Source organism: Kribbella sp. NPDC003505 (genome assembly GCF_040610875.1).
In the GTDB taxonomy this organism is placed as follows: Bacteria; Actinomycetota; Actinomycetes; order Propionibacteriales; family Kribbellaceae; genus Kribbella.
In genome coordinates, this window is the sequence record NZ_JBEXNA010000014.1 from 163,938 (window position 1) to 187,648 (window position 23,711).

The 23,711-nt window shown below is 69.2% G+C and carries 17 protein-coding genes; 3 read left to right on the forward strand and 14 right to left on the reverse strand.

What is annotated here, in order from left to right; genetic code table 11:
• Positions 1-2: 2 nt before the first annotated feature.
• From ABZX12_RS36710 to ABZX12_RS36735, 6 genes are read right to left on the reverse strand one after another with little or no spacing between them, the layout of a single operon-like run.
• On the reverse strand, positions 3-1,010 hold the full coding sequence (locus ABZX12_RS36710) for an oligopeptide/dipeptide ABC transporter ATP-binding protein (protein WP_355700061.1): 1,008 nt from the start codon (positions 1,008-1,010) through the stop codon (positions 3-5).
• Positions 1,007-1,987: an ABC transporter ATP-binding protein gene (locus ABZX12_RS36715; protein ID WP_355700189.1), complete on the reverse strand. Its 981-nt coding sequence runs from the start codon at positions 1,985-1,987 to the stop codon at positions 1,007-1,009. The genes ABZX12_RS36710 and ABZX12_RS36715 overlap by 4 nt, the downstream gene beginning before the upstream one ends.
• A gap of 28 nt (positions 1,988-2,015) precedes the next feature.
• Entirely contained in the window at positions 2,016-3,158 is a 1,143-nt protein-coding gene (locus tag ABZX12_RS36720; RefSeq protein ID WP_355700062.1) for an ABC transporter permease, read from the reverse strand.
• Positions 3,159-3,164: 6 nt separating this feature from the next.
• Complete coding sequence (locus ABZX12_RS36725; RefSeq protein WP_355700063.1) at positions 3,165-4,163, reverse strand: ABC transporter permease; 999 nt, start codon at positions 4,161-4,163, stop codon at positions 3,165-3,167.
• Positions 4,163-6,154, reverse strand: coding sequence for an ABC transporter substrate-binding protein (locus tag ABZX12_RS36730; RefSeq protein WP_355700064.1), 1,992 nt, complete (start codon positions 6,152-6,154; stop codon positions 4,163-4,165). The genes ABZX12_RS36725 and ABZX12_RS36730 overlap by 1 nt, the downstream gene beginning before the upstream one ends.
• Before the next feature lie 10 nt (positions 6,155-6,164).
• Positions 6,165-8,558 carry an Ig-like domain-containing protein gene (locus ABZX12_RS36735; RefSeq protein WP_355700065.1) on the reverse strand — a complete coding sequence of 798 codons (2,394 nt, stop codon included), beginning with the start codon at positions 8,556-8,558 and terminating at the stop codon, positions 6,165-6,167.
• Positions 8,559-8,783: 225 nt separating this feature from the next.
• Between ABZX12_RS36735 and ABZX12_RS36740 the strand changes: the two genes are divergently transcribed.
• Together ABZX12_RS36740 and ABZX12_RS36745 are read left to right on the forward strand one after the other, a co-directional pair.
• On the forward strand, positions 8,784-10,562 hold the full coding sequence (locus ABZX12_RS36740) for a beta-L-arabinofuranosidase domain-containing protein (RefSeq protein WP_355700066.1): 1,779 nt from the start codon (positions 8,784-8,786) through the stop codon (positions 10,560-10,562).
• On the forward strand, positions 10,559-13,456 hold the full coding sequence (locus ABZX12_RS36745) for a glycoside hydrolase family 2 TIM barrel-domain containing protein (protein ID WP_355700067.1): 2,898 nt from the start codon (positions 10,559-10,561) through the stop codon (positions 13,454-13,456). Before ABZX12_RS36740 ends, ABZX12_RS36745 begins: the two co-directional genes overlap by 4 nt.
• Here the strand turns inward: ABZX12_RS36745 and ABZX12_RS36750 are convergent.
• The 5 genes from ABZX12_RS36750 to ABZX12_RS36770 form a co-directional block, all read right to left on the reverse strand.
• Positions 13,440-15,545: a DUF6351 family protein gene (locus ABZX12_RS36750; RefSeq protein WP_355700068.1), complete on the reverse strand. Its 2,106-nt coding sequence runs from the start codon at positions 15,543-15,545 to the stop codon at positions 13,440-13,442. The two genes, ABZX12_RS36745 and ABZX12_RS36750, sit on opposite strands and share 17 nt — an antisense overlap.
• 94 nt (positions 15,546-15,639) lie before the next feature.
• Entirely contained in the window at positions 15,640-17,199 is a 1,560-nt protein-coding gene (locus ABZX12_RS36755; RefSeq protein ID WP_355700069.1) for an FAD-dependent oxidoreductase, read from the reverse strand.
• Between the two features lie 4 nt (positions 17,200-17,203).
• The gene (locus tag ABZX12_RS36760) at positions 17,204-18,238 is read right to left on the reverse strand and encodes a LacI family DNA-binding transcriptional regulator (RefSeq protein ID WP_355700070.1); all 1,035 of its coding nucleotides are present in this window, start codon (positions 18,236-18,238) and stop codon (positions 17,204-17,206) included.
• 123 nt (positions 18,239-18,361) lie between these two features.
• Entirely contained in the window at positions 18,362-19,090 is a 729-nt protein-coding gene (locus ABZX12_RS36765; RefSeq protein WP_355700071.1) for a Type 1 glutamine amidotransferase-like domain-containing protein, read from the reverse strand.
• Positions 19,087-20,112, reverse strand: a complete 1,026-nt coding sequence (locus ABZX12_RS36770; RefSeq protein WP_355700072.1) for a methyltransferase domain-containing protein — start codon at positions 20,110-20,112, stop codon at positions 19,087-19,089. Before ABZX12_RS36770 ends, ABZX12_RS36765 begins: the two co-directional genes overlap by 4 nt.
• A gap of 233 nt (positions 20,113-20,345) precedes the next feature.
• Here ABZX12_RS36770 and ABZX12_RS36775 point away from each other — a divergent pair, with 233 nt between their 5' ends.
• Positions 20,346-21,332: an alpha/beta hydrolase family protein gene (locus ABZX12_RS36775; RefSeq protein ID WP_355700073.1), complete on the forward strand. Its 987-nt coding sequence runs from the start codon at positions 20,346-20,348 to the stop codon at positions 21,330-21,332.
• Here the strand turns inward: ABZX12_RS36775 and ABZX12_RS36780 are convergent.
• The 3 genes from ABZX12_RS36780 to atpD all read right to left on the reverse strand — a co-directional run bounded on the left by ABZX12_RS36780 (position 21,323) and on the right by atpD (position 23,707).
• Positions 21,323-21,754, reverse strand: coding sequence for a DUF2550 domain-containing protein (locus ABZX12_RS36780; RefSeq protein ID WP_355700074.1), 432 nt, complete (start codon positions 21,752-21,754; stop codon positions 21,323-21,325). The genes ABZX12_RS36775 and ABZX12_RS36780 overlap by 10 nt on opposite strands.
• An 89-nt stretch (positions 21,755-21,843) precedes the next feature.
• Complete coding sequence (locus ABZX12_RS36785) at positions 21,844-22,251, reverse strand: F0F1 ATP synthase subunit epsilon (RefSeq protein ID WP_355700075.1); 408 nt, start codon at positions 22,249-22,251, stop codon at positions 21,844-21,846.
• A 1-nt stretch (position 22,252) separates the two neighbouring features.
• A complete protein-coding gene (atpD, locus tag ABZX12_RS36790) occupies positions 22,253-23,707 on the reverse strand; it encodes a F0F1 ATP synthase subunit beta (RefSeq protein ID WP_355700076.1) in 1,455 nt (484 codons plus the stop codon).
• Positions 23,708-23,711 lie beyond the last annotated feature (4 nt).

Here is a 23,711-nt window from a genome sequence, read left to right on the forward strand (position 1 = left end):
TCCTACGGGGCGGTGGTGGCCGTGAGGACACCCTTCAGGTCGAGCTGCTCGGCCAGGTGGCACGCGACTTTGCGGCCGCCGATCTCGCGCAGCTGCGGGACTTCGGTCTTGCACCGCGCTTCGGCGTAGCCGCACCGCGGGTGGAACGGGCAGCCGGCCGGCACCTTCGACGGGTCCGCGATCTCGCCGCGCAGCTTGATGCGCTCGCGGAGCCCGCGGGAGGCGGGATCGGGATCCGGTACGGCGCTCAGCAGCGCCTCGGTGTACGGGTGCAGGGGTTTGGTGTAGAGCTCCTCGGTCGTCGCGCTCTCGACGAGCTTGCCGACGTACATCACCGCGACGTCGTCGGCGACGTGCTCGACGATGCCGAGGTCGTGGGAGACGAACAGGTAGGTGAGGCCGGACTCCTCCTGCAGATCCCGCAGCAGGTTGAGGATCTGGGCCCGGACCGACACGTCGAGCGCGCTGACCGCCTCGTCCGCGACCACCAGTCGCGGCTCGGTGGCGAGCGCCCGCGCGATCACGACCCGCTGCCGCTCGCCGCCGCTGAACGCGTGCGGGTAGCGGTGCGCGTACTCGGCCCGCAGCCCGACGCGGCGCAGCAGCGCGGCGACCTTGTCGTCGATCTCGTCGCGGGACCCCGCCCCCTGCACCCGGAGCGGCTCGGCGATGATGTCACGCAGCGTCTTGCGCGGATCGAGCGAGGAGTGCGGGTCCTGGAAGATCAGGCGGACCTGCGCCCGGTACGGCTTCAGCTGCTTCTCGGTCAGCGGCGCCAGGTCGACGCCGTCGAACATGATGCTGCCCGAGGTCGGCTCGTAGGCGCGGACGATGCAGCGGCCGAGGGTGGTCTTGCCGCAGCCGGACTCGCCCACGAGCCCGAGCGTCCGGCCGGCCCGGATCGACAGGTCGACACCGTCGACCGCCTTCACGAAGCCTCGGTTCCGCCCGAGGAACCCGCCGTGCAGCGGGAAGTGCATGGTCAGCCCATGAGTCTCCAGCAACGTCATGACTTCTCCTCGCCGTACAGCAGACAGGCGACGTCGATCTCGTCGCTGCGCACCCGCAGCGGCACGGTCGTGTCGCACTTCCCGGCCATGAACGCGTCGCACCGCGGATGGAACCGGCATCCCGACGGCCGCTCGTACGGCGGCGGCACGGTCCCGCGGACGGCGACCAGCCGCTCCTGCCCGCGCGCACCGAGTCTGGGCACCGAACGCACAAGTGCTTGTGTATAGGGGTGTTTGGGCCGGCTGAGGACGGCGGACGCCGGCCCCTGCTCGACGACTTCGCCGAGGTACATCACCGCGACCTCGTCGGCAACCTGCGCCGCGACGCCGAGGTCGTGCGTGATCAGCATGATCGCCATCCCGAACTCCTGCTGCAGGTCCTGCAGCAGGTCCAGGATCTGCGCCTGGGTGGTGACGTCGAGCGCGGTCGTCGGCTCGTCGGCGATCAGCAATCGCGGCCGGCACGACAGCGCCATCGCGATCATCGCGCGCTGCCGCATGCCGCCGCTGAGCTGGAACGGGTACGAGTCCACGCGGCGCTGCGGGTTCGGGATGCCGACCCGGCCGAGCATCTCGATCGCGCGCTCCCGGGCGGCCTGCTTGCCGACGTGCTCGTGCAGCCGGATCGCCTCGACGATCTGGTCGCCGATCGTGTGTACCAGGCTGAGCGACGCCATCGGCTCCTGGAACACCATCGCGATGTCGGCCCAGCGCACCTGCCGCAGCCGCCTGTCCTTCGCGGCCAGCAGGTCGAGCGGCTCGCTGTCCGGCGCGTCGTCGTACAGCAGGATCTCGCCGCCGACGATCCGGGCCGGCTTCTCCACCAGCCGCAGGATCGACCGGGCGGTGACGCTCTTGCCGCACCCGGACTCGCCGACCACGGCCAGCGTCCGGCCGCGAGGCACCGACAGGCTGACACCGTCGACGGCCTTCACGACCCCGTCGCCGAGCTCGAAGTGAGTCCTCAACGAGCGCACTTCCAGTAGCGGTTGCATCAGAGGGTCCTCACTTGTAGGGATCCGCGGCGTCGCGGAGACCGTCGCCGACGAAGTTCATGGCCAGTACGACCACCACGACCGCGAGGCCCGGGGTCAGCAGCCACGGCGCGGTAGCGACCGCGCGGATGTTCTGCGCGCCCTCGAGCAGGACACCCCAGCTGACCGCGGGCGGCTGCAGGCCGAGGCCGAGGAACGACAGGCTGGTCTCGGCGAGGATCATCCGCGGCACCGCCATCGAGATCGACGCGATGATGTGGCTGGCGAACGACGGCACCATGTGGCCGAAGATGATCCCGGTCCGGCTGACGCCGTCGAGCCGGGCCGCCATCACGAAGTCCTCCTCGCGGAGGCTGAGGAACCGGCCGCGGACGTCGCGGGCCAGTCCGGTCCAGCCGATCAGCGAGAGGATCACGGTGATCGCGAAGTACCTGGTCAGCGGTCCCCAACTGCCGGGCAGGGCCGCCGACAACGCCATCCACAGCGGCAGCGTCGGCACCGACATGATGAACTCGATGATCCGCTGGATGATGTTGTCGACGGTGCCGCCCAGATAGCCGGAGATGCCGCCGATCAGCATGCCGAGCACGAAGCTCGCGAACACGCCGACGAGCCCGATCGACAGCGACACCCGGGCGCCGTGGATCAGCCGGGACAGCAGGTCGCGGCCGGATTGGTCGGCGCCGACCAGGAAGAACGGCTCGCCGGCCGTGGTCGGACCGATCAAGTGGATGTTCGACGTGATCGGGCCGAGGATCGAGTACTCGTCGCCGCGCACGAACCACCCGATGTCGACGATCTTCGACTTGTCGACGGTGAAGGTCTGCTCGAACGTCTCCTGGTTCCGCGTCGACGAGTACCCGTACACGAACATGCCGTGCTCGGCGTCCACGTGGACCCGCTGGGGCGGTGCGTACGGCAGCGCGGTGTGCGCGGTGTCGGCGCTGGACGGGGCGAAGAAGCCCGCGAAGATCGCGACGAAGTAGATCGGCACCAGCACGATCAGCCCGATCAGCGCCAGCCGGTGCCGGCGGAACTGCCGCCACATCAGCCGCCACTGCGGCAGCGCGCCGTGGTCGCGAAGGCTCTTCACCACCTCCGCCGGCGTCTCGTGCCCCGTGTCAGGAGCGATCGCCTCGGTCTGCTGGACCATTCAGATCTATCCCTTCTGGAACCGGGTGCGGATCCGCGGATCCCACCAGGCCAGTGCGAGGTCGCTGAGCATCGTGCCGATCACCGTCAGCGTGCTGAGGATCAGCACGAAGCTGCCGACCAGGTACATGTCCTGGCTCTTCACCGCCCCGAGCAGCAGCGGGCCGCTGGTCGGCAGGCTCATCACGACCGACACGATCGTCTCGCCGCTGATCAGGCCGGGCAGCAGCCAGCCGACCGTGCTGAAGAACGGGCTGAGCGACATCCGGACCGGGTACTTGAGCAGCAACTTCCACTCCGGCAGGCCCTTCGCCCGGGCGGTCGCGACGTACGGCTTGTGCAACTCGTCGAGCAGGTTGGCCCGGGTGATCCGGATCAGGCCCGCCGTCCCGGCGACCCCGACCACCACGATCGGGATCCACAAGTGGGACAACAGGTCGAGCAGCTTGCCGAGGTTCCAGGCCGCGTCGGCGTACTCCGGTGAGAACAGTCCGCCGACGCTCTGGCCGAAGTACCGGAACCCGATGTACATCATCACCAGCGCGAGCATGAACTCCGGGACGGCCATCCCGATGAAGCCGAGGAACGAGGCCAGGTAGTCCCCGCCGGAGTACTGCCGCAGGGCGCTGTAGATGCCGATCGGGAACGCGATCGCCCAGACGAACAACAGGCTGGCGATCGACAGCACCATCGACAGCAGCACCCGGTTGCCGATCAGGCTGGCCACTGACTGGTTCCAGGCGAACGACTGGCCGAGGTCACCGTGCAGTACGACGCCCTTGATCCAGGTGAGGTACTGCACGATGAACGGCTTGTCGAGCCCGTAGTGCCGCTTCAGCTCGGCGATCTGCGAGTCCGGGATGTCCTGGCCACGGGCCTCCGCGTTCGCGATCACCGTGGTGGTGTAGTCGCCCGGCGGCAGCTTGATGACCACGAAGGTGACGAACGAGATCGCCGCCAGCGTGATGCCCATCCAGACCAGCCGCCGGGCCACGAAGCGCAGCATTACTGGCCGATCGCGAACTGCTCGGGGTGGACGATGCCCGGGGCGACCGATTCGCTCATCGTGGCCGGCACGTTGTGGAAGTCGTTCTTCACCACGCCGTACGTGTTCGGGACCGAGCTGATGCCGATGTAGTAGAACTGGTCGGCCGCGATCTGCAGGATCTGCTTGCCCAGGTCGAGCGTCTTCGCCGGGTCCGGCTCCTGCCGTGCCTGGGTGAACAGCTCCATCTGCCTCTTGATCTCGGCCGGCGGCTGCACGCCCTCCTCGCCCTTCGACTGGTACCACTGCGCCCAGCCGATGCCGTACCGCGCGCTGCCGTCGTTGGTCGGCACCCAGTAGTGGTCGCCGCCGGTCCCGGTGGGCAGCACGAACGTGCCGCAGGTCCAGGTGCCGGCGTCGTGGTCGTTGGCCTTGACCCGCTCCTTGTAGAGGTCTTCACTGACCGCCTGCGTGCGCAGCTCGATCCCGACCGCGGCCCAGCGCTTCTTGACGAACTCGATCGCCTCGACGTGGTCCGGGAACGACTCGCTGACCAGCACGGCGACCGACACCGGCTTGCCGTCCGCACCGAGCCGCTTGCCGTCCGCCGACTTCTTGGTCAGCCCGGCCGCGTCCAGGTGCTGGTTCGCCTTGGCGGCGTCGAACTCCAGGAACTGCGTGGCCAGCTGCTCGTTGTAGTACGGCGAGTCCTTCGGCGGCGCGCCCTGCCAGGGCTCGCCCTGACCGGCGTAGACGGCGTCGATGACCTCCTTGCGGTTGATCGCGTGCGACAGGCCGGCCCGGAACTCCTTGTTGGAGAACAGGGCCCGCTTGACCGGGTCCTTGTGGGTCATGTTCAGGCCGAGCACCATCGTGTTGGTGAGCTGGGTCGGCACCTCGAAGATCTTGTAGCCGCCCTTCTCCCGGTTCTGCGCGACGACCGGCTTGTTCTGCGGCGTCCCGAAGTTCCGGTACTGCATGCCGAACTCGCCGTTCATCACCTTGAGCAGCTCGACCTGGGCGTCCTGGACGACCTCGACGCGGCAGTTGTCGATGTACGGCAGCTGCCGGCCCTGGTCGTCGACCTTCCAGTAGTACGGGTTCCGGGTCAGTGTGACCGCGGAGCCCTTGCCAAGCGCGGTGGTCACCTTCCACGGCGCCAGCGTCGGCTGCTCCGGGTTGGTCCACGGGTTCTGCTTCTGCGCGAACAGGTCGGTCCAGCTGCCGACACCGGCCTTCTTCGCCAGCGCGTTCGCGGACTTGTTGTACTTCAGGTGGAACTGCTGGAAGTAGTGCTTCGGCAGCAGCATCCCGTAGGCGCCTTCGCGCTCGAAGATGCCGTCGGCGATCTGCACCAGCAGCGAAGGCTGCGGCGAGCTGTAGGTCATCTTGATCGTGCGCTCGTCGACCTTCTCGACCTTCGCGATCTTCCCGGTGTCCGGCGACGTGAACGCGTCGTACAGACCGTCCGGGTGCAGACCCTCGTCGCACTGCACCTCGAGGATCGTGAAGATCAGGTCGTCCGCCGTACACGGCTTGCCGTCGGACCACTTCATGCCCTCACGCAGGGTGAAGGTGTAGACCTTGCTCTCGGCATCGACCGTGAACTCGCAGGTGTTCGCCTCGATCTCGTCGTAGCCGGGCTTCCCGACCTTGTCGGGCTTCCAGCGCAGCAGCGGCTCGTAGCGCATCGCGTACCACAGCCACTGGGTGTCCTCCTGGGTCAGCATCGCCGAGCGCCAGGTGCCGCCGTACATCGCCTTGCCGTCGAGGGGCTTGATCACCGGCGGATTCTTCGGGAGCCGATCCGCCAGCGGCGGCAGCGAGCCCTTGTCCACCAGCGCTTTCAGCATCGGCGATTCCTTCTCGCCGACCGCGGCGGCTTGCGCGCCGGCACCGGCCGGCTTGGTGTCGAAGAAGCCGCAGCCCGGGACGGTGGCGACGGCCAGCAGGCCGAGACCGCCCTGCAGCAGCCTGCGTCGATCGATCTTGCTCTCAGACCCTCTTGTCATCGTCATGACCTCACTGCTGCTCGAGCGTGATGTTGCTGAACTGCGCGGTCCCGTAGTCGACGAGACCGTTGTCGTCCAGAAGGCCGCCGTCGATGGCGAACCCGATGTACAAGGAGCGGTTCGGCATCACGAGCTTCTCGTAGCCGAAGCGGTCCCACTTGACCTGATCCGTGGAGATGAACGCCTCGAACTCGACGTCCCGGAACTGCGGGCGCTCGCGCCGGAGCAGCCGCAGCCAGTACACCTTCGTGGGATCCAGGTAGCTGCCGTCCCACGGCCACGGGCCGACGCTGGGCACCGAGCCGTGGGTCTGGATCCGGATCGCCTGCGCCTTCATGCCGCCGTCGTCGGTGGCCGTCGGCGCGGCACTCGCGTTGTCGTTGACCGTGCCGTACCCGCCCGCGACGCCGAAGCCGATCCCGCCGTACATGAACGGCGCCGCCGGGTCGAGCGAGTCGCGGATCATCAGCCCCGCGGTCAGCCCGTTGGCGATCTTGCTGATCTTGTCCAGCCGCGCGGTGATCTGCGAGACCGCGCCGGCACCGCCGACCTGAAGCTTGCGGTACACGTAGTGGAAGTTGCTGCTCCGCCCGTAGATCCGGCCGGAGCCCTTGATGGTCAGGACCCCGCCGTCCAGGCTCCCGGATCCCGGCACCGGTGGCTTCCCGACCGAGGCCGACGTCCAGCCCGCCGTACCCACCTGCTTGTTGACGTGCACCTGGACGGCGGTCGACTGGGTCGCCGTACCGTTGCGGTCGGTGGCCCGCGCCGTGACCCAGTAGGAGCCGTCGGCAACGTTCTTCCACTGCACCTGGTACGGCGCGCTCGTCACGGCGCCGATCACCTGGTCGCCGGCGAAGAACTCGACCTTGGCCAGCTGCCCGCCCTTCGCGGCGGAAGCGTCGGCCTTGATCGTCACGGTCGGCGCCGTCCGGCCGGCGAACGTCTGGTTCTGCACCGGGGCGGTGATCCGCACGGCCGGGTTGCCGACCGCGTCCGGGACCAGCGAGTTGAGGTAGTTCTCCAGATAGGTGTAGCCGTTCGGCGCGATCTTCTGCGCGTCCGACGGGTCGTTCGGGTCGAGCCCGTTCGCCTCCTCCCACCAGTCCGGGATTCCGTCGTGGTCGGAGTCGATCGGCGCCTCGGTCTGGGCCAGGTCCGGGTAGCCGCCGACCTGCTTCTGCGAGTTGATCAGCCGCCCGGTGCCGGTGCGGACCTCGTCGACGATCCGGGCGTCGGCGGCGTCGCGCTTCGGGAGGATCGCACCGGCTCCGGCGAGCACCGCCTCGTACGCCTTGCCGGCCGTCTGGAGCTCGCCGCGGCCGGGGATCGGCTGCGGTTCGGCCAGCTCGACGATGCCGCCGATCGGGTACCGGATGCCGCGCCGGTTGTGCGCGGTGACGTCCGGGTGGCCGTCGACCTGGTTGCCGGCGACGTACCACTGGCCGCCGCGGTTCGCGCTCACCACGACCGGCGCGACCTCGTCGAGCGTGGTCGGGCCCGGCTTGTAGAAGTTGTTCATGATGTTGATGCCGTTGGCCCACTCACCGCCGTACACCGAGGTGTACCCGTGGTCGTAGATCACGTTGTTGTAGTGGTCGACCTCGAGGTTGATGCCCTCGGTGTAGCCGAAGCGCGGCTGCCGTCCGCCCTGGTGGGCGACCAGGTTGTGGTGGTACGTGTTCCGCTCGCCGCCCCAGATACCGCCGTACCCGTGCCGGTTCTTCGGGTGCGCCGACAGCGCCAGACCCTCGGAGACGATGCACCACTGGACGGTGACGTCGAAGTTCCCGTACGGCGACAGGCACTCGTCGACCGCCCAGCTGAACGAGCAGTGGTCGATGATCAGGTTGCGGATCTGCGGGCTCACCGAGCCGGGCACGTTGGTGTTGAAGGCGTCGTCGGCGACGGCGTTCTCGTCGCCGAGCCGGAACCGCAGGTAGCGCATCACGATGTCGTGCGCGCCGCCGCTGATGTTGGTGCCGTAGCCCGCCACGCAGATCCCGCCGCCGGGTGCGGTCTGTCCGGCGATCGTCAGGTTGCTCCCGGCGATCTTCAGGCCCGACTGCAGCTGGATCGTGCCGGAGACCCGGAACACGATCGTCCGGTTCGAGCCGGAGACCGCGTCCCGGAAGGAACCGGGTCCGGAATCGGCCAGCGTGGTCACCTCGTACACGGAGCCACCGCGGCCGCCCGTGGCCCACATCCCGGCGCCCTCGGCACCCGGGAAGGCCGGCAGCCGGTCCTCGTTCGCCGCGCCGGCGGCGGTCTTCGCGGTCGCCGCGGCCGTCGCCGTCGGCGTTATGCCGAGCGACGCGACACCGATGGCGGCCGCGGTGGTCCCGACGAATCCACGCCGGGACCAGCCTGGCGCCGGGGGTTCGCCTGGGAGAGTTTCTGTCATCGTCCATGCCTCGCTTTCGGCAGGGGGCGGCTGCTGAGTCGCGCAGTCTGAATATCTAGTCAACTCCGAATGGAACGACGGCCCTCATGGTCACGGAGGTTACGAAGGCGTGTCAAGAGCGTGACGCCGGAAAGTTGCAATCGTTTGCAGGCAGAGATTCTCTCGACCGCAATCGTTTGCACGACCTCTTGCCGGATCGTCCGCGCCAGTGGTTACCTAGCCTCCATGCCTTTGCGCCCACTCCCCCACGGCAGCACCAGGATCAGCGGCGGCTTCTGGTTGGAACGGCAACGCACGAACCGCGACACGACCATCCCGGCCGCCGCACAGCGGCTCGAGGAGGCCGGAACGCTCCGCAACTTCCGCCGGACGGCCGGGCAGGACGCCGACGCCGACGCCGGCGCCGAGGTGGCCTTCGCCGGCAAGTTGTTCGCCGACACTGATGTCTACAAATGGCTGGAAGCCGTTGCCTGGGAACAGGACCGTGAGCCCTCAGCCGAGTTCGCCGCCTGGCAGGTCGGCATCAGTGCCTTGGTCGCCGCCGCGCAGGAACCCGACGGCTATCTCAACACCCACACTCATCTGGTCCTGAACGGTCAGCGGTACGGCGACCTGGAGAAGGGGCACGAGCTGTACTGCGCGGGACATCTGCTGCAGGCAGCGGTGGCCCAGGTGCGGGCGACTGGGGATCGCACCTTGCTCGACGTCGCTTGCCGGTTCGCCGATCATCTGTGCAAGACATTCGGTCCTGGCCGGTTGGAAGGCGTCGACGGTCATCCCCTGATCGAAATGGCCCTCGTCGACCTGTATCGCGAGACCGGTACGGCGACGTACCTCGAGCTCGCGTCGTACTTCGTCGAGGCTCGCGGCCACGGGATGCTCACTCCCCCGGGTCACCACGGCCCGGCGTACTTCCAGGATCACCTGCCGGTGCGCGGGACCCGGACGATCGCCGGGCACGCGGTCCGGGCGCTGTACCTGGCCTCGGGCGCGACCGACGTCGCGGTGGAGACCGCCGACGACGAACTCCTCGCAACGTTGCAGACGATGTGGGCGACGATGGTCGAGAGCCAGACGTACCTGACCGGCGGGCTCGGTTCGCGCTGGTACGGCGAGGCGTTCGGCGATCCGTTCGAGCTGCCGCCAGATGCGGCGTACTGCGAGACGTGTGCGGCGATCGCGAGTGTGCAGTGGAGCTGGCGGCTGTTGCTCGCGACCGGCGAGAGCAAGTACGCCGACCTGATCGAGCGGACGCTCTACAACGCGGTGATCTCCGGGGTGTCGCTCGACGGTGACCGGTTCTTCTACGTGAACACGTTGAAGGTCCGGCACAACGCCTTCGCCGACGATCAGCGCTCCGCGGTCGGTGGCCGGCAGCCGTGGTTCGGAACGGCGTGCTGCCCGCCGAACGTGATGCGCACGCTGTCCGCGCTCGACCAGCTGGTCGCGACCGCGGACGACGACGGGGTGCAGGTGCACCTCTACGCGCCGGCCTCGGTGAGCGCGGGCGAGATCGGCTTCGAGATCGAGACCGAGTATCCGTGGCACGGGACCGTCCGGGTGCGGATCACCGCGACTCCGGACACACCCTGGACGCTCGGGCTGCGGATCCCGGCGTGGGCGGACAGCCGACGGCTGACGGTGAACGGGCACGAAGGACCGCTGCGGCGGGTGTGGTCCGTGGGCGACGAGGTCGTGCTGGAGTTGCCGGTCGCGGCGCGCCGGACGGTGCCGGACGAGCGGATCGACGCGGTCCGCGGCTGCGTCGCGATCGAACGCGGCCCGTTGGTGTACTGCTTCGAGCAGCAGGACGCGGACGTCGTCCTCGATCACACCGCCGTCGTCGCGGGCGAGCTGGTCGAGCGGGAGCGACCTGACCTGCTCGGCGGCGTGACCACCATCGACGTACCGGCTCGTGACGGCACGCTGACCGCGATCCCCTACTACGCCTGGGCGAACCGGACGGTCGGATCGATGACGGTATGGATCCGGGAGGACGCATGAACTACTGGGAGGATCCCGGCCCCGGGTACGGCGTGCTGCCTCCGCGCGCCGCCGTACGCTCGGATGCGCCGCGGTTGAGCCTGAACGGGCGGTGGCGGTTCCGCTGGACGCCGTCGGTGCCTCCGGCCGGTTTCGAAGCGCCGGACTTCGACGACTCCGACTGGGACTGGTTGCCGGTGCCGTCGTCGTGGCCCATGCACGGTCATGGCAGTCCGGCGTACACGAACCAGAAGTACCCGTTCCCGGTCGACCCGCCGTACGTGCCCGACGAGAACCCGACCGGGGACCATCGCTTGGCGTTCGAGCTGCCGTCGTCGTGGAGCGGTCCGACCGTACTGCGGTTCGACGGAGTGGACTCGTGTGCGCGGGTCTGGCTGAACGGGGTCGAGCTCGGGGTGACGCGCGGGTCGCGGCTGCCGGCCGAGTTCGCGGTCGGCGACCTGCTGCGACCGGGGCGGAACGTGCTGGCGGTGCGGGTGCACCAGTGGTCCTCGGGGTCGTACCTCGAGGACCAGGACATGTGGTGGCTGCCCGGCATCTTCCGTGATGTCACGCTGATCTCACGGCCGGTGGACGCGGACGTGTTCGTGCACGCCGACTACGTGGACGGCTCCGGCGTACTGCGGGTCGAGTCGGCGCCGGGTGCGATCGTGCGGATCCCGGAGCTGGACGTCGAGGTGCCGACCGGGAGGACGGTGGCGATCCCGGGCGCCGAGCCGTGGTCGGCCGAGGCGCCGCGGTTGTACGACGCGGTCGTGGAGCTGCCCGGCGAGCGGATCGCGCTGCGGATCGGGTTCCGGACGGTGGAGATCGTCGACGGCGTCCTGCGCGTGAACGGGCGGCGGATCGTGTTCCACGGCGTGAATCGGCACGAGCACGATCCCGTGTTCGGTCGCGCCGTACCGCTCGAGCGGCTGCGCGAAGAGCTGCTGGTGATGAAGCGGCACAACATCAACGCGATCCGGACGAGTCACTACCCGCCCGACACGCGGCTGCTGGAGTTGTGCGACGAGCTCGGGTTCTGGGTGATGGACGAGTGCGACTACGAGTCGCACGGGTTCATGCTGATCGACTGGCGCGGCAACCCGGCCGACGATCCGCGGTTCCTGGACGCGTCGCTGGACCGGATGCGCCGGACGGTCGAGCGGGACAAGAACCATCCGTGCGTGGTGATGTGGTCGCTCGGGAACGAGGCCGGGGTCGGGTCGAACCTCTCGGCGATGGCAGCGTGGACGCGCGAGCGGGATCCGTCCCGACCGGTGCACTACGAGGGTGACCTGACGTGCGCCGACGTGGACGTGTACAGCCGGATGTACGCGTCGCACGCCGAGGTCGAGGCGATCGGGAAGCGCGCCGAGAAGCCGTTGGACGATCCGGTGCTGGACGCGCGGCGGCGGGCGATGCCGTTCGTGCTCTGCGAGTATTCGCATGCCGGCGGCAACGGTCCCGGCGGGTTGCCGGAGTACGAGGAGCTCTTCGACTCCTACGAACGGTGCCAGGGCGGGTTCCTGTGGGAGTGGATGGAGCACGGCATCCTGCGTGCCGACGGGTCGTACGGTTACGGCGGCGACTTCGGCGAGGAGCTCCACGACGGGACGTATGTGCTCGACGGTCTCGTCTTCCCCGATCTGACGCCGCAGCCGGTCCTCGCCGAGGTCCACAAGGTCTACGAGCCGGTCCGCCTGACAATTGCCGACGAGGTGCTCACCGTCACCAACAGGTACGACGTACTCGACACCTCCCACCTCTGTTTCCACTGGGACCTGACTGACGAAGGTGTCGTGGTGCAAAGCGGCACGCTGGACATCCCGGTCATCGCGTCCGGCGAATCGGCCACGATCAAGCTCCCCGCCCTCCCGCCCCAGGACCGGGAGCGCTGGCTGACGGTCCGCGCCGTCCTCACGCAGGACTGCGCCTGGGCCGGGGCCGGCCACGAACTGACCTTCACCCAAGCCTCGCTCACGCCAGGGACGAGCATCGGCAGGTTGGCGCAACCGGAGGTAGCCGCCGTTGGCCCGATGGGCATCGCCCGAGCACACACCGCCTCCGCCGGCGCCTTGTCGACCACCGCCGCGGCGGTCGGTGGTGAGGTGGAGGTCGGGCCGGGGGTTTTCCATCCTGTCACCGGGCGGCTGGTGAGGCTGCAGGGGTGGGATGTGGAGCACGTGCCACTGGAGTTGTGGCGGGCGCCTACTCAGCACGACGCGCGGACGTGGGATGCGACGACGCTGGACCGGAAGACCCGCTGGGTCGACGCCGGACTGGACCGGCTGCGCTACCGGACCGTCGCCGTGGAGCGGACCGGCGACGAGCTGGTCGTCACCACGATGGTCGGTGCGGCCGCCACGGACGCGCGGGTGCTGACGACGTACAGGTGGCGCAGCGACGGTGAGCGGCTGATGGCCGAGGTCGAGGTCGAGCCGTTGGGTGAGTGGACCGTGCCGTGGGCGCGGCTGGGTGTCACCTTCGGGCTGCCGGGCCGCCTGCACACGATGACCTGGTTCGGGTTGGGTCCGGGGCAGGCGTACCCGGATTCGCGGTCAGCCGCGCGGATCGGCCGCTACACCAGCACGATCGACGACCTCCAGGTGCCGTACCTGTATCCGCAGGAGAACGGCGCCCGCGGCGACGTCCGCTGGGCCGAGCTCTCCGGCGCGGCCGGCAAGCTCCGCCTGACCGGCGACCCGCACGTCGCGCTGACGGTCCGCCGCTGGACGACGGCCGAGCTGGCCGCGGCCGAGCACCCAGCGGACCTGCACCCGGGCGACCAGGTCTGGATCACGCTGGACGCCCTGCAGCACGGTCTCGGCAGTCCGACCAGCGGCGCGCCGATCCTGCCGCCGCACGACCTCCAGCCGCGCAAGCACACCTTCAGGTTCAGCTTGGGAAGCTGATCCACGTCCCCGCCAACGGCTGCTGACCGATCCCCGGCTTCGACCAGTCACAGACCCCGTCGGGGAAGAGCGCCCGGAGCTTTCTCCACTGCGCGTCAGTGAACCCGGGGTACTCCGACCGGATGGGCGCCCGCAGCTGGCACTTGATCACGTCGGCCGCGACGCCGGCCCCGGCCACCTCCCGCGGGAACGACGCCGACGGGAACAGCTTCTCGCAGCGCGACGCCGGGTCCCGGTTCAGCGGCTGCGCGACGAACTCCGTCGACGACGGAACCCGGCAGCCTTCGACCAGCCCGGACGGCCGCGCCGCGACGATCTTGTCGATCCGCGGCCGCGCGGTGGTATCGGCCGTCAACTGGGTCAGCCAGCGGTCCATCTCGTCGACGGCGTGCTGCAGCATCGGGCTCGCGGTGCTGAACAACCCGTACGTCGCATCCTCGAGCAGGCTGACCTGGTTGGCCGCCGTACCGTTTGCCTTCTGCAGCCGGGCGCGCATCGAGAACGTGTGGTACCGGACGTGGATGTCGCCGTACGACTGGGTGTCGTAGTACGCCCGGTAGTCGATGATCGGCACGTCCTTCAGCCCGCCGCCGCCGTTCGTCAGCCGCCCGGTCCGGTACGCCGCGCGCACCGCCTGCGGATCGGCCGCGGTCCGGGACGGCACCAGGTTCGCGTCCGCGTCGAAGCCGCCGACGTGCTCGTTCAGGTCGAGGAACTGCGCGGGCGTGATCACCCCGGACTTCAGCACCTTCAGCCCGTACTGCACGCCGACGTTGTCGAGCGGTCGCCGGGCGAACCCGCTCGCCGGGTCCGCCCCGTACGCGTTGATCGTGTGGTCGAAGACGTCGCAGCGCGCGGCCTGCGGGTTCGTCACCGGGTCGTAGCGCTGCTCGGCGGGCAGGTGGGAGCAGTTGCTCCGCGGGTCGATCCGGTTCGCGCTCACCGCCATGCTCGGCAGCGTCGCGTACGTCTGGAAGCCCGCGACCTTACGCTTCTGTTCCTGCGTCCAGGTGAGATCCGACGTGGTGAAGTACGAGTCCAGCAGCCACGAGTCGCTGATGAACGAGACCGTGCCGAACCCGACCTCCGGGAACGAGCAGCCGACGACGATCCCGTCGAAGATGCCCGGGTAGTTGTCGGTGATCTGGTGTGCCTGGTACGAACCGCCCGAGCACCCGAAGCCGATCGTGAAGTCCGGCCGGCCGTAGTGCTCGACGAACAGCTCCTTCGTCGTCATCGCGGACTCGGCCGCGGTCAGGTCGTTGCAGTTCTGGCCGAAGACGTTCAGCGACGACGACAGCAACGCGTACCCGCGACCCAGCAGGAACGCGTCGGTGACGCCGCCGGTCGTCGAGCCGGACCGATACCACCCGCCGGCGCAGCCGCCGCCGAGGGTGAAGATCGCCCGCCCGTTCCAGCTCGACGACCGCCGCGTCGGCGTCGGCGCGGCCTCCCGCAGCGGGTCGTGCAGCATGCTCGTCTGGACCACGGCCCGGTTCGCGCTGCCGGTCTCCATCCGCACGATGAACGGGTCACCGGAGTCCGTCTTCGCGAGATCGGCCGGGTACGTCGTGGCCCCGGCCGGCCACGTCGCGAACCGGCCCGCGGTGGTCCGGTAGAAGTAGTCGACGCGCGGCGCAACCGTGCAGTCCGCGTCCAGCGGGGCGCCCAGGGTGCCGCCGATCACCGGGACGGTGAACTTCGCGGTCTCACACAGGAACGGCTGCTCGTGCGGTCCCGAGAACACCGGCCCTTGCCGCGGGTGGTTCTGCATGTCCAGCGTCGTCCGCTGCCCGTCGGTCTCGGCGCGGAGAACGTTCGGCCCGGGCCGCAGGCCGCTGACCAGTCCCGTGACGCCGGTGCCGTCGGGGGTGAACGCCGACGACACGTCCGCGCCGTTCAGCGTCACCCGCACCGGCTCGTCCGCGTCCGGGAGCGCGACATGGACGAGCGCGTCGCCGCCGGTCACCATGTCCGGGCGGCCGGACAGGATCTCCAGCTTGACGTCGCGGGACGCCACGGCCGGAACCACCGGGACCACGAGCGCGGCCGCGATCAGCGCCGCGATGACGCGAACTGGTCGGTTCACGAGGTCCTCCAAGGTTCAGTGGGCGACAACAACCTCGTAGCCGTGCGTGATGTCAATCATGTGCTTGTCCGTACCCAGTTTCGGTCAACGACTCTCAGTCGCGATAGGTCCGGACCGTTTCCGGCCAGGCGATCCGGGTGCCCAGCTTGTCGGTGAGGAGTCGCTGGAAGTCGGCCAGCTGGGTGGGGTCGTTGCGGACCTTACGTGGTGAGAGGCCTTCGGCCAGGCAGAAACCGACCAGAGCGCCGACCGCCTCGCCGATGCTCCATTCGACCGGGTGGAGGCGGTAACACCCGTTGGTGACATGGGTGGTCCCGATGTTCTTGTTCGCCGGGAGCAGATTCGTGACGCGGACCGGGATCAGCGCGCCGAGCGGGATCTGGAACGGGTACGCCTCGATGTCGACGTAGCTGCGGCCCGCCGTACTCGGATGCAAGTCGATCCGGTACCGGCCGAGCCCGACCGTGTCCGCGAACAGCTCACTGCCCGCCCCGGCCGGCCGCGCCTCGACGCCGACATGCTGCTCCAGCACCGTGAACTCGGCCTGGATCCGGCGTGCCTCCCGGATGTACGGCGTCTTGGCCAGACCGTCCGCCGTACCGGAGACATCGGGGCGCAAGCGCAGTCCGGGGTAGCCGCCCTCGGTCTGCATCCAGTACAGGAAGGACAGCGACAGGTCCTTGCTCGCGGTCAGGGCCTGCGCCGGATCGGGCCCGCCGAGCAGCGGCTGCTCCCAGTAGTCGAGCTGCGGCCAGTTCACCACCGTGACGTCCGGGATCGCCTTGTCGACAAAGTTGCTACTGGCAAGGATCTGCCGGTAGCGCCAGAGTGAGAACGGCGCCCGGTGCTCCGGGTTCGCGTCGAGGAGCTTCCATTCCCGCTGCTCCAGCGTGACCGGGACGACGTCGGTCCAGGACAGCTGCGGTCCCGGCCAGAACGGCGCGACCGTGTCCCGCCAGTGCGCGTACCCGGCCGGGCGATCGATCGTGTGGTCCTCCCCCGGCCGGTGCTCCAGCGCGAAGCACCAGGAGAACGCCTGCTGGTCAAGAGGATCCGCGACGTCGGGCGCGTGCGGCTCGCCGGTCTGGTCGCGACCTTCCGCACCGATCACGTGCTCGACGTTCGCCAGCTCCAGCAGGTCGCCGAGCTCGGTCGCGTCCACGACGTACGCCGCGGACACCGTCAGCTCGTCGCCGGTGCGCCGGTCCCGCAGCGTCACCGCCTCGATCTCGTCGCCGGTCGTGGCGGCCGCGATCGGCTCGTGCTCCAGGAACAACCGCAGACGGTCCGAGGCACGCCACGGCGCGAGCATCTCCTCCAGCACGGCCGCGGCGACGCGGGGTTCGTGGCAGAAGCGGCTGACGACGCCGAGCCCGGGGTCGAGCAGCGGATCCGCGGCGGCCTCGGGTGTCAGCGGGTAGTTGCGGCGGTAGTAGTCCCGGATCCGGCGGTGGAGTTCGGCATACCCGCTCGCGGCGTACTGCTCGATCCACGGGTGCTCGTCCGGTGGCACGAGTTGGCTGGTCAGCTGACCACCCAGCCAGTCGGTCGGCTCGGTCAGGACGACGCGACGGCCCAGCCGGACCGCGGTGAGCGCGGCGGCGACCCCGCCGAGTCCGCCGCCGACCACCAGCACCTCGGTTTCGAGTTCCACCGGTTCACTCCCTCGTACTTGTGTCGGTCGGCGGGTCGGCGACGGTTTCGCCGGCCACCAGGTCACAGGCCACCAGTCGACTTGCGGGTTGCGCGTCCGGGCTCTCGACCCGCGCGACCAGCGCGTCGATCGCGATCCGGCCGATCTCCTTGCGCGGAACCACCAGGCAGTCCCAGCGATGACCGGGCTCGTCGCCGGACCCCTCCAGCACCGCCACCGACACGTCCGCCGGAATGCTCAGCCCGCGTTCGGCCAGCCGGCGCCGCAGGTCCTCGGCCTGGCCGATGGTCTCGGCGACGACCGCGGTCTCGGGCCCCGCCGCCAGCTCGTCGAGCCACTCGTCGGTCACCCCGGGCTCGCCGCGGAACCCGGGCGAGCGGTCGTCCAGACCGAGACGCTCGACGGCGGCGCGATAGCCCGCACGACGATCGGCGTACGCCTCCTGCTCGTTGTCCGAGCGCAGATAGGCGAGATGGCGATGCCCGCGCTCGGCCAGCGACGCCACGATCCGGCCCGCCGCGGACACGTAGTCCGGCACGATGCACGGGATCGCCGCACCCGGCACCTCGCGGCGGCCGATGTGCACGAACAGGTAGCCGTCCCGCCACAGCCGGGCCAGTTCGTCTCGATCGGTCGCGGCGCCGAGCAGGACGGCGCCGTCGGCGAGGTTCAGCCGGTTGGTGCCGTCGCGGTAGATCCGGCGCCGGCCGTCACTCGCCCCGGTCGAGGTGAACAGCACGAGGTCGTAGCCGAGCTCCTCGGCCCGCTCCTCGATCCCGAGCAGGAACTCGAAGTAGAAATCCTCACGGGCATGCGGGAACACGGCCTCGAAGGTATGGACGCCGAGCAGCCGGTTGCGTTTGTTCCGCAGGTTCCGCGCGGCGGCGTTCGGGACGTACCCGAGTTCCCGCACCGCGTCCTGGATCCGGTCCCGGGTCTGCGCCGGGATCCGGTCGACGTCCCCGCTGATCACCCGTGACACCGCGGACTGCGACACCCCGGCCAGCCGGGCGACGTCGGACTGTCTGGGCGCCTTCATCAGGTCTCCTGCGATCAGCGGATGAGTTTCGTCATACGTATGAGCACTCAACTACGATGGTGCTCTTACGTATGAGCAGGAACCTATGAGCGCCGGGCCCGGCCTGTCAACGGCTCTCGACGGCTACGAGGTGAACAGCTTCCAGGCGCCCTCCGACACGACGTCGACGGTGCCGTCGACCACCCGGACGGCGCTGTCGTCGTCGATGGCGTACGTCGGCGCGGGAATCCGCGCCGCCCACTGCTCCGCGTTCGCCAACGACGCGTCCAGGTGGTGCGGATGCTCCAGGTGCGGGATCACCCCGAAGTCGACGAGTCCGGCGCCCCGGGCGGTGACCAGGATCCGGTCGAGGTCGCCCTGCGGGGTGCGGAAGACGAACTTCTCCGACTTCAGTGGCTGGTCGGCTCCGCGCGGCGGCTCGGGGTAGGTCTCGACGAACGTGGTGGTGGCGGCGATGCTCCCGGCGCTCACCCCGACGTACACCGCCTCGTTCGTCTTCAGCAGCTCGGCGAGGCCGGAGCGCCACAACCAGCTCGCGAGGAACAGCGGGTCGCCGCCACCGACCAGGATCGCGTCGGCCTCGCGGACCGCCGGCGCCCAGGCCGCCTCGTCGATGCTCGGCAGTGCCGTCAGCTCCAGGACGCCGAGCGACTTCCAGCCCAGTCCGCACAGCGGCGACGGAGAACTGCCCGTGATCGCACGCCAGGCCATCTCGGGCCCACCGGGGAACGGGTAGAGCGCGGTCGGGACGAAGAGGGCCGTGGCCTCGGCGATCGGCTTGCCCAGGAGCCCGACGAGCGCGTCGTGGATGGTCGCGTTCTTGATGCCGGAGGACGTCAGAAGAAGCTTCATACCCCTGCAACGAACGAGACACGGCGAATCCGACACTCGGCGACAACAATCTGTGGGTGCTGACCGGCGAGGCTGATGGGATGTTGGGCCCGGATCGTCCAGTGCCGGTCGAGTTGGGCCACCTGGTGCGGATGGAGGACCGCGACCAGTAGGCCGTCAGGGGCGAGAGTTCGCTGCCATCGCCGGAGGTACGGCGTGAGGTCGCCGATGGTCAGGCGGTGGTCCCACGGCGGGTTGGTGATGATGCGGTCGGCAGCCGCCGTGAGTTCGCGAGCGTTTCCCCGCCGCCAGGTGATCGAGGGCGTCCGGGTGGCCTGGAGCTGAGTGGTGTTCGCCCGGGCTGCTGCGATGGCCGCAGGGTTCTTGTCCACGCCGTGGTACGTCGCCCGCGGTTCGAGCCGCTGCGCCTCGAGCAGCAACGTCCCGGCCCCGCAGAACGGATCAAGGACGTGGTGCCCGGACGTGAGCCCCGCCAGCCGGGCCATCGCTGCGCCCACGGGCGGGTGCAGGCTGCCGAGCACCGTGTGCTCCCGCCACGGCCGCCTGTGCAGCGGTACGGCGTACGGGCGCCGGGCCACACGCATCGTCTTGCCGTCCAGCACCACACGCCACTCGGCGCGCTCGTCCGGCGGCGCGACGCCGGATCGGCGGGAGTGGTACCGACCGGCCGTCAAGCGCTCGAGCCGCTCCCCCACCAGATCCTCGGCGTCGTACCGGTTGAAGTTCCGCGGGCCCACGAACGACGCCGACACCGCGAACGCCCGGCGATCGATCGGCGCCGACTTCACCGCCGCACGCACAGCCTCGGCCAGGCCGGCCCGTGCGCGTCCCGGATCCGGTGCCGCGCCGTACACCTCGAACAAGTCGTCAGCCACCCGCGGCGGCTGCTCCACAATGCCGGACGACGGCTCGACGATCAGCTGCCGCTTCGTCACCTCGACCACCCGGTGCCCCGCTGCGGCGACCTCCTCGGCCGCCAACCACTCCAGACCACCGACAACTCGCACCAGCACAGAACGCATGAAGAATCTCCCGGCAAGACCCCGGGAGCAACCGACCGGCTACTCCCGCGTCGCCGGCCAAGGGCGGAACGCCACACAACGGACCGACGGGAGTCAGCCCCGTCGGAAGAAGAAACTCTTCATGGGCGCGATCGTGGCACAATGACCGCCGGTCACCCAGCGAATTTCGGTCCCGCCCTTGAGTAACCACCTCGCGTGGTCTTGACTTTCAAGTCCCGCCCCGGAGGTTGCCCGTGCGCGTCACGCTGCTCGCCACCGCCCTGTTCCTCGGACTCTCCCCGCTCGCCCCCGCGCAGGCCGCGCCACCGCCCGCCGTCGAAACCGCGACCGTCCGGACCGCAGCACGCGGCGCGGAAGTCGTCGCGGTCAAGCAGGTCGCAGACCGGCTGACCGACCTGACCGTGCGGTCCCAGGCGCTGGGCGGCCGGACCGTCAACGTCCGGCTGCTGACACCGGACGGCTGGAATCCCGCCGACAGCCGTCAGCACTGGCCGACGTTCTGGCTCCTGCACGGCTGCTGCGGGGACTACACGTCCTGGTCCGGCACCGACATCGCCAAGATCCCGAGCCTGCGCAAGATCCTCGTCGTGATGCCCGAGGCCGGCTGGAACGGCTGGTACAGCGACTGGTGGAACTACGGCGCCGGCGGCGACCCCGCGTGGGAGACGTTCCATACCGTCGAGCTGGCGCACCTGCTGGAGCACGGTTGGGGCGCGAGCTCGAACCGCGTCGTCGCCGGTCTGTCGATGGGCGGCCAGGGCGCACTCCTGTACGCCGCCCGCCACCCCGGCATGTTTCGCGCGGCCGCGGCGTACTCCGGTTCGGCCCATCCGCTGCTCAACGACGAATCGATCAACCGGATCAATTGGTTCTTCGCAGGCCAGGGCAACGACCCGCTCCGAGTCTGGGGAGACCCGGTCGCCCAACGCGGGATCTGGGAGGCGCACGATCCGTACTACCTGGCGCACCGGCTCAAGTCGCTACCGGTCTACCTGTCCTGCGGCGACGGCACAGCCGGGCCGCTCGACCCGCCCGGGAAGACCGACGCGCTGGAGGCGGACTTCAACCGCCAGAACCACGCTCTGGCCGCCGAGCTCGAACGGCTCGGTGCGAAACACCTGACGACCAACTTCTACGGACCGGGCACTCACGCGTGGGCCTACTGGCAGCGCGAGCTGCACGCCTCACTGCCGATGCTGCTGCAGGCCCTTCACAGATAGGTCTGCGTGCTCGGTGGCGCGGACTCCATCCAGGCCAGGACACCGGTGAGAGCTTCCTCGGTCATGGCGAAGTGGACGGTGCGGTCGCGGAGCTCGGCGTCGACGATGACGTGGCCGGCGTAGGTGACCAGCGGCTCGTTGCCCATCGGGCGGCGGGTGGTGACACCTTCGAGCTGGCGCCGGTTGACGACGAGCTTCGGCCACCAGGCAAGGCTGAAGACCCGGAACCACTGCAGGTCGTCGCCGACGTAGCGGGCCAATCCGAGGGCCCAGCCGCGGCCGTGCTCCTTCTCCGCGAGTTGCAGGCTGCAATCAAAAGTTCCGCCGTCCCTGGACAACCAGCGACGGCGGAACGCGACCAGCACGATGAACAGCACGGCGGCAAGCAGACAGACCCCGACGACATCGAGGACTACCCTCATACCTTGCCGACCTCATTTCCGGTGCCCGACCCCGGGCACCCCGGAGAACCGTACTGGTGTGACGCGATATTTGATTATGGCAGGTCGGATCAGGACGTCTGCTCGGCGGCCCGAACCCTGGCCTCGGCGAGTCGCACCTCGTCGGCGTCGGCGTCGGCCAGACCGGCCGCCAGCGCCTGCTCGAGCTCGCGCCGAGCCTCCTCCAGGTCGATGTCGTGACCCATCTCGGCGTTCTCGGCCAGGATCGAGACCCGGTCGTTCGCCACCGAGATGAACCCGTCCGGCGCGGCCGCGACGAAGTACTCGTCGTCGACGGTCCGCACCTGGACGGTGCCGCCCTGCAGCAGGCCCAGCAGTGGCGCGTGGCCGGGCAGGATGCCGACGTCACCGTCCGTGGTTCGGGCGATCACGATCTTGGCCTGGCCCTGCCACACGGTCCGCTCGGCCGCGACCAGCGCGACCTCGAGGTGCTTGGCAGAATCGTCAGACGGGGCCATCTCAGTTTTCCTTCTGCAGCTCGGCCCACTTGCGCTCGACGTCCTCGAGCGAGCCGACGTTGAAGAACGCCTGCTCGGCGATGTGGTCGCACTCGCCTTCGGTGATCTTCTTGAAGGACTCGATGGTGTCCTTCAGCGGCACGGTGGAGCCCGGGATGTTGGTGAACTTCTCCGCCATGTAGGTGTTCTGCGAGAGGAACTGCTCGATCCGGCGCGCCCGCGCGACGGTGATCTTGTCCTCTTCGGAGAGCTCGTCGACACCGAGGATGGCGATGATGTCCTGCAGTTCCTTGTTCTTCTGCAGGATCTGCTTCACCCGGACGGCCACGTCGTAGTGCTCCTGGCCGATGTACTGCGGGTCGAGGATCCGCGACGTCGAGGTCAGCGGGTCGACGGCCGGGTACAGACCACGCGACGCGATGTCACGCGAGAGCTCGGTGGTCGCGTCCAGGTGCGCGAACGTGGTGGCCGGCGCCGGGTCGGTGTAGTCGTCGGCGGGCACGTAGATCGCCTGCATCGAGGTGATCGAGTGACCGCGGGTCGACGTGATCCGCTCCTGCAGCACGCCCATCTCGTCGGCCAGGTTCGGCTGGTAACCGACGGCGCTCGGCATCCGGCCGAGCAGCGTGGAGACCTCGGAACCGGCCTGCGTGAACCGGAAGATGTTGTCGATGAACAGCAGCACGTCCTGCTGCTTGACGTCGCGGAAGTACTCCGCCATCGTCAGCGCCGACAGCGCGACCCGCAGGCGGGTGCCCGGCGGCTCGTCCATCTGGCCGAACACCAGCGCGGTGTCCTTGAAGACGCCGGCCTCTTCCATCTCGTTGATGAGGTCGTTGCCCTCACGGGTCCGCTCACCCACGCCGGCGAACACCGACGTACCACCGAAGTTGTGGGCGATCCGGTAGATCATCTCCTGGATCAGAACGGTCTTGCCGACACCCGCACCGCCGAACAGGCCGATCTTTCCACCCTGCACGTACGGCGTGAGCAGGTCGAGCACCTTGATGCCGGTCTCCAGCATCTCGGTCTTCGACTCGAGCTGGTCGAAGGCCGGCGCCTTGCGGTGGATCGGCCAGCGCTCGGCGATCTCGAACTCGGACTCGTCCTGGTTCAGGCACTTGCCGGTCACGGACCAGACCCGGCCCTTGGTGACGTCACCGACCGGGACGGAGATCGCCGCGCCGGTGTCGCGCACCTCGGCGCCGCGGATCAGGCCGTCGGTCGGCTTCATCGAGATCGCCCGGACGATGTTGTCGCCGACGTGCAGCGCGACCTCGAGGGTGATCGTCTGGGTGGCGTCGCCGAGGGTGATGTCCACCTCGAGCGCGTTGTAGATGTCGGGCATCGCGTCCGCCGCGAACTCGACGTCGACGACCGGGCCGATCACCCGGGCGACGCGACCGACGCCCGCGGCGCCGGCCTCGTTGTTCTTCTCGGTAACCGTGGCAGTCATCTCT

Bases quoted from the DNA above. Each gene is read 5' to 3' on its own strand.
- ABZX12_RS36745 (WP_355700067.1), top strand. From the start codon at position 10,559: ATGAACTACTGGGAGGATCCCGGCCCCGGGTACGGCGTGCTGCCTCCG.
- ABZX12_RS36710 (WP_355700061.1), bottom strand. From the start codon at position 1,010: ATGACGTTGCTGGAGACTCATGGGCTGACCATGCACTTCCCGCTGCAC.
- ABZX12_RS36735 (WP_355700065.1), bottom strand. From the start codon at position 8,558: ATGACAGAAACTCTCCCAGGCGAACCCCCGGCGCCAGGCTGGTCCCGG.
- ABZX12_RS36770 (WP_355700072.1), bottom strand. From the start codon at position 20,112: ATGCGTTCTGTGCTGGTGCGAGTTGTCGGTGGTCTGGAGTGGTTGGCG.
- ABZX12_RS36760 (WP_355700070.1), bottom strand. From the start codon at position 18,238: ATGAAGGCGCCCAGACAGTCCGACGTCGCCCGGCTGGCCGGGGTGTCG.
- ABZX12_RS36725 (WP_355700063.1), bottom strand. From the start codon at position 4,163: ATGCTGCGCTTCGTGGCCCGGCGGCTGGTCTGGATGGGCATCACGCTG.
- ABZX12_RS36720 (WP_355700062.1), bottom strand. From the start codon at position 3,158: ATGGTCCAGCAGACCGAGGCGATCGCTCCTGACACGGGGCACGAGACG.
- atpD (WP_355700076.1), bottom strand. From the start codon at position 23,707: ATGACTGCCACGGTTACCGAGAAGAACAACGAGGCCGGCGCCGCGGGC.
- ABZX12_RS36785 (WP_355700075.1), bottom strand. From the start codon at position 22,251: ATGGCCCCGTCTGACGATTCTGCCAAGCACCTCGAGGTCGCGCTGGTC.
- ABZX12_RS36780 (WP_355700074.1), bottom strand. From the start codon at position 21,754: ATGAGGGTAGTCCTCGATGTCGTCGGGGTCTGTCTGCTTGCCGCCGTG.
- ABZX12_RS36730 (WP_355700064.1), bottom strand. From the start codon at position 6,154: ATGACAAGAGGGTCTGAGAGCAAGATCGATCGACGCAGGCTGCTGCAG.
- ABZX12_RS36740 (WP_355700066.1), top strand. From the start codon at position 8,784: ATGCCTTTGCGCCCACTCCCCCACGGCAGCACCAGGATCAGCGGCGGC.
- ABZX12_RS36765 (WP_355700071.1), bottom strand. From the start codon at position 19,090: ATGAAGCTTCTTCTGACGTCCTCCGGCATCAAGAACGCGACCATCCAC.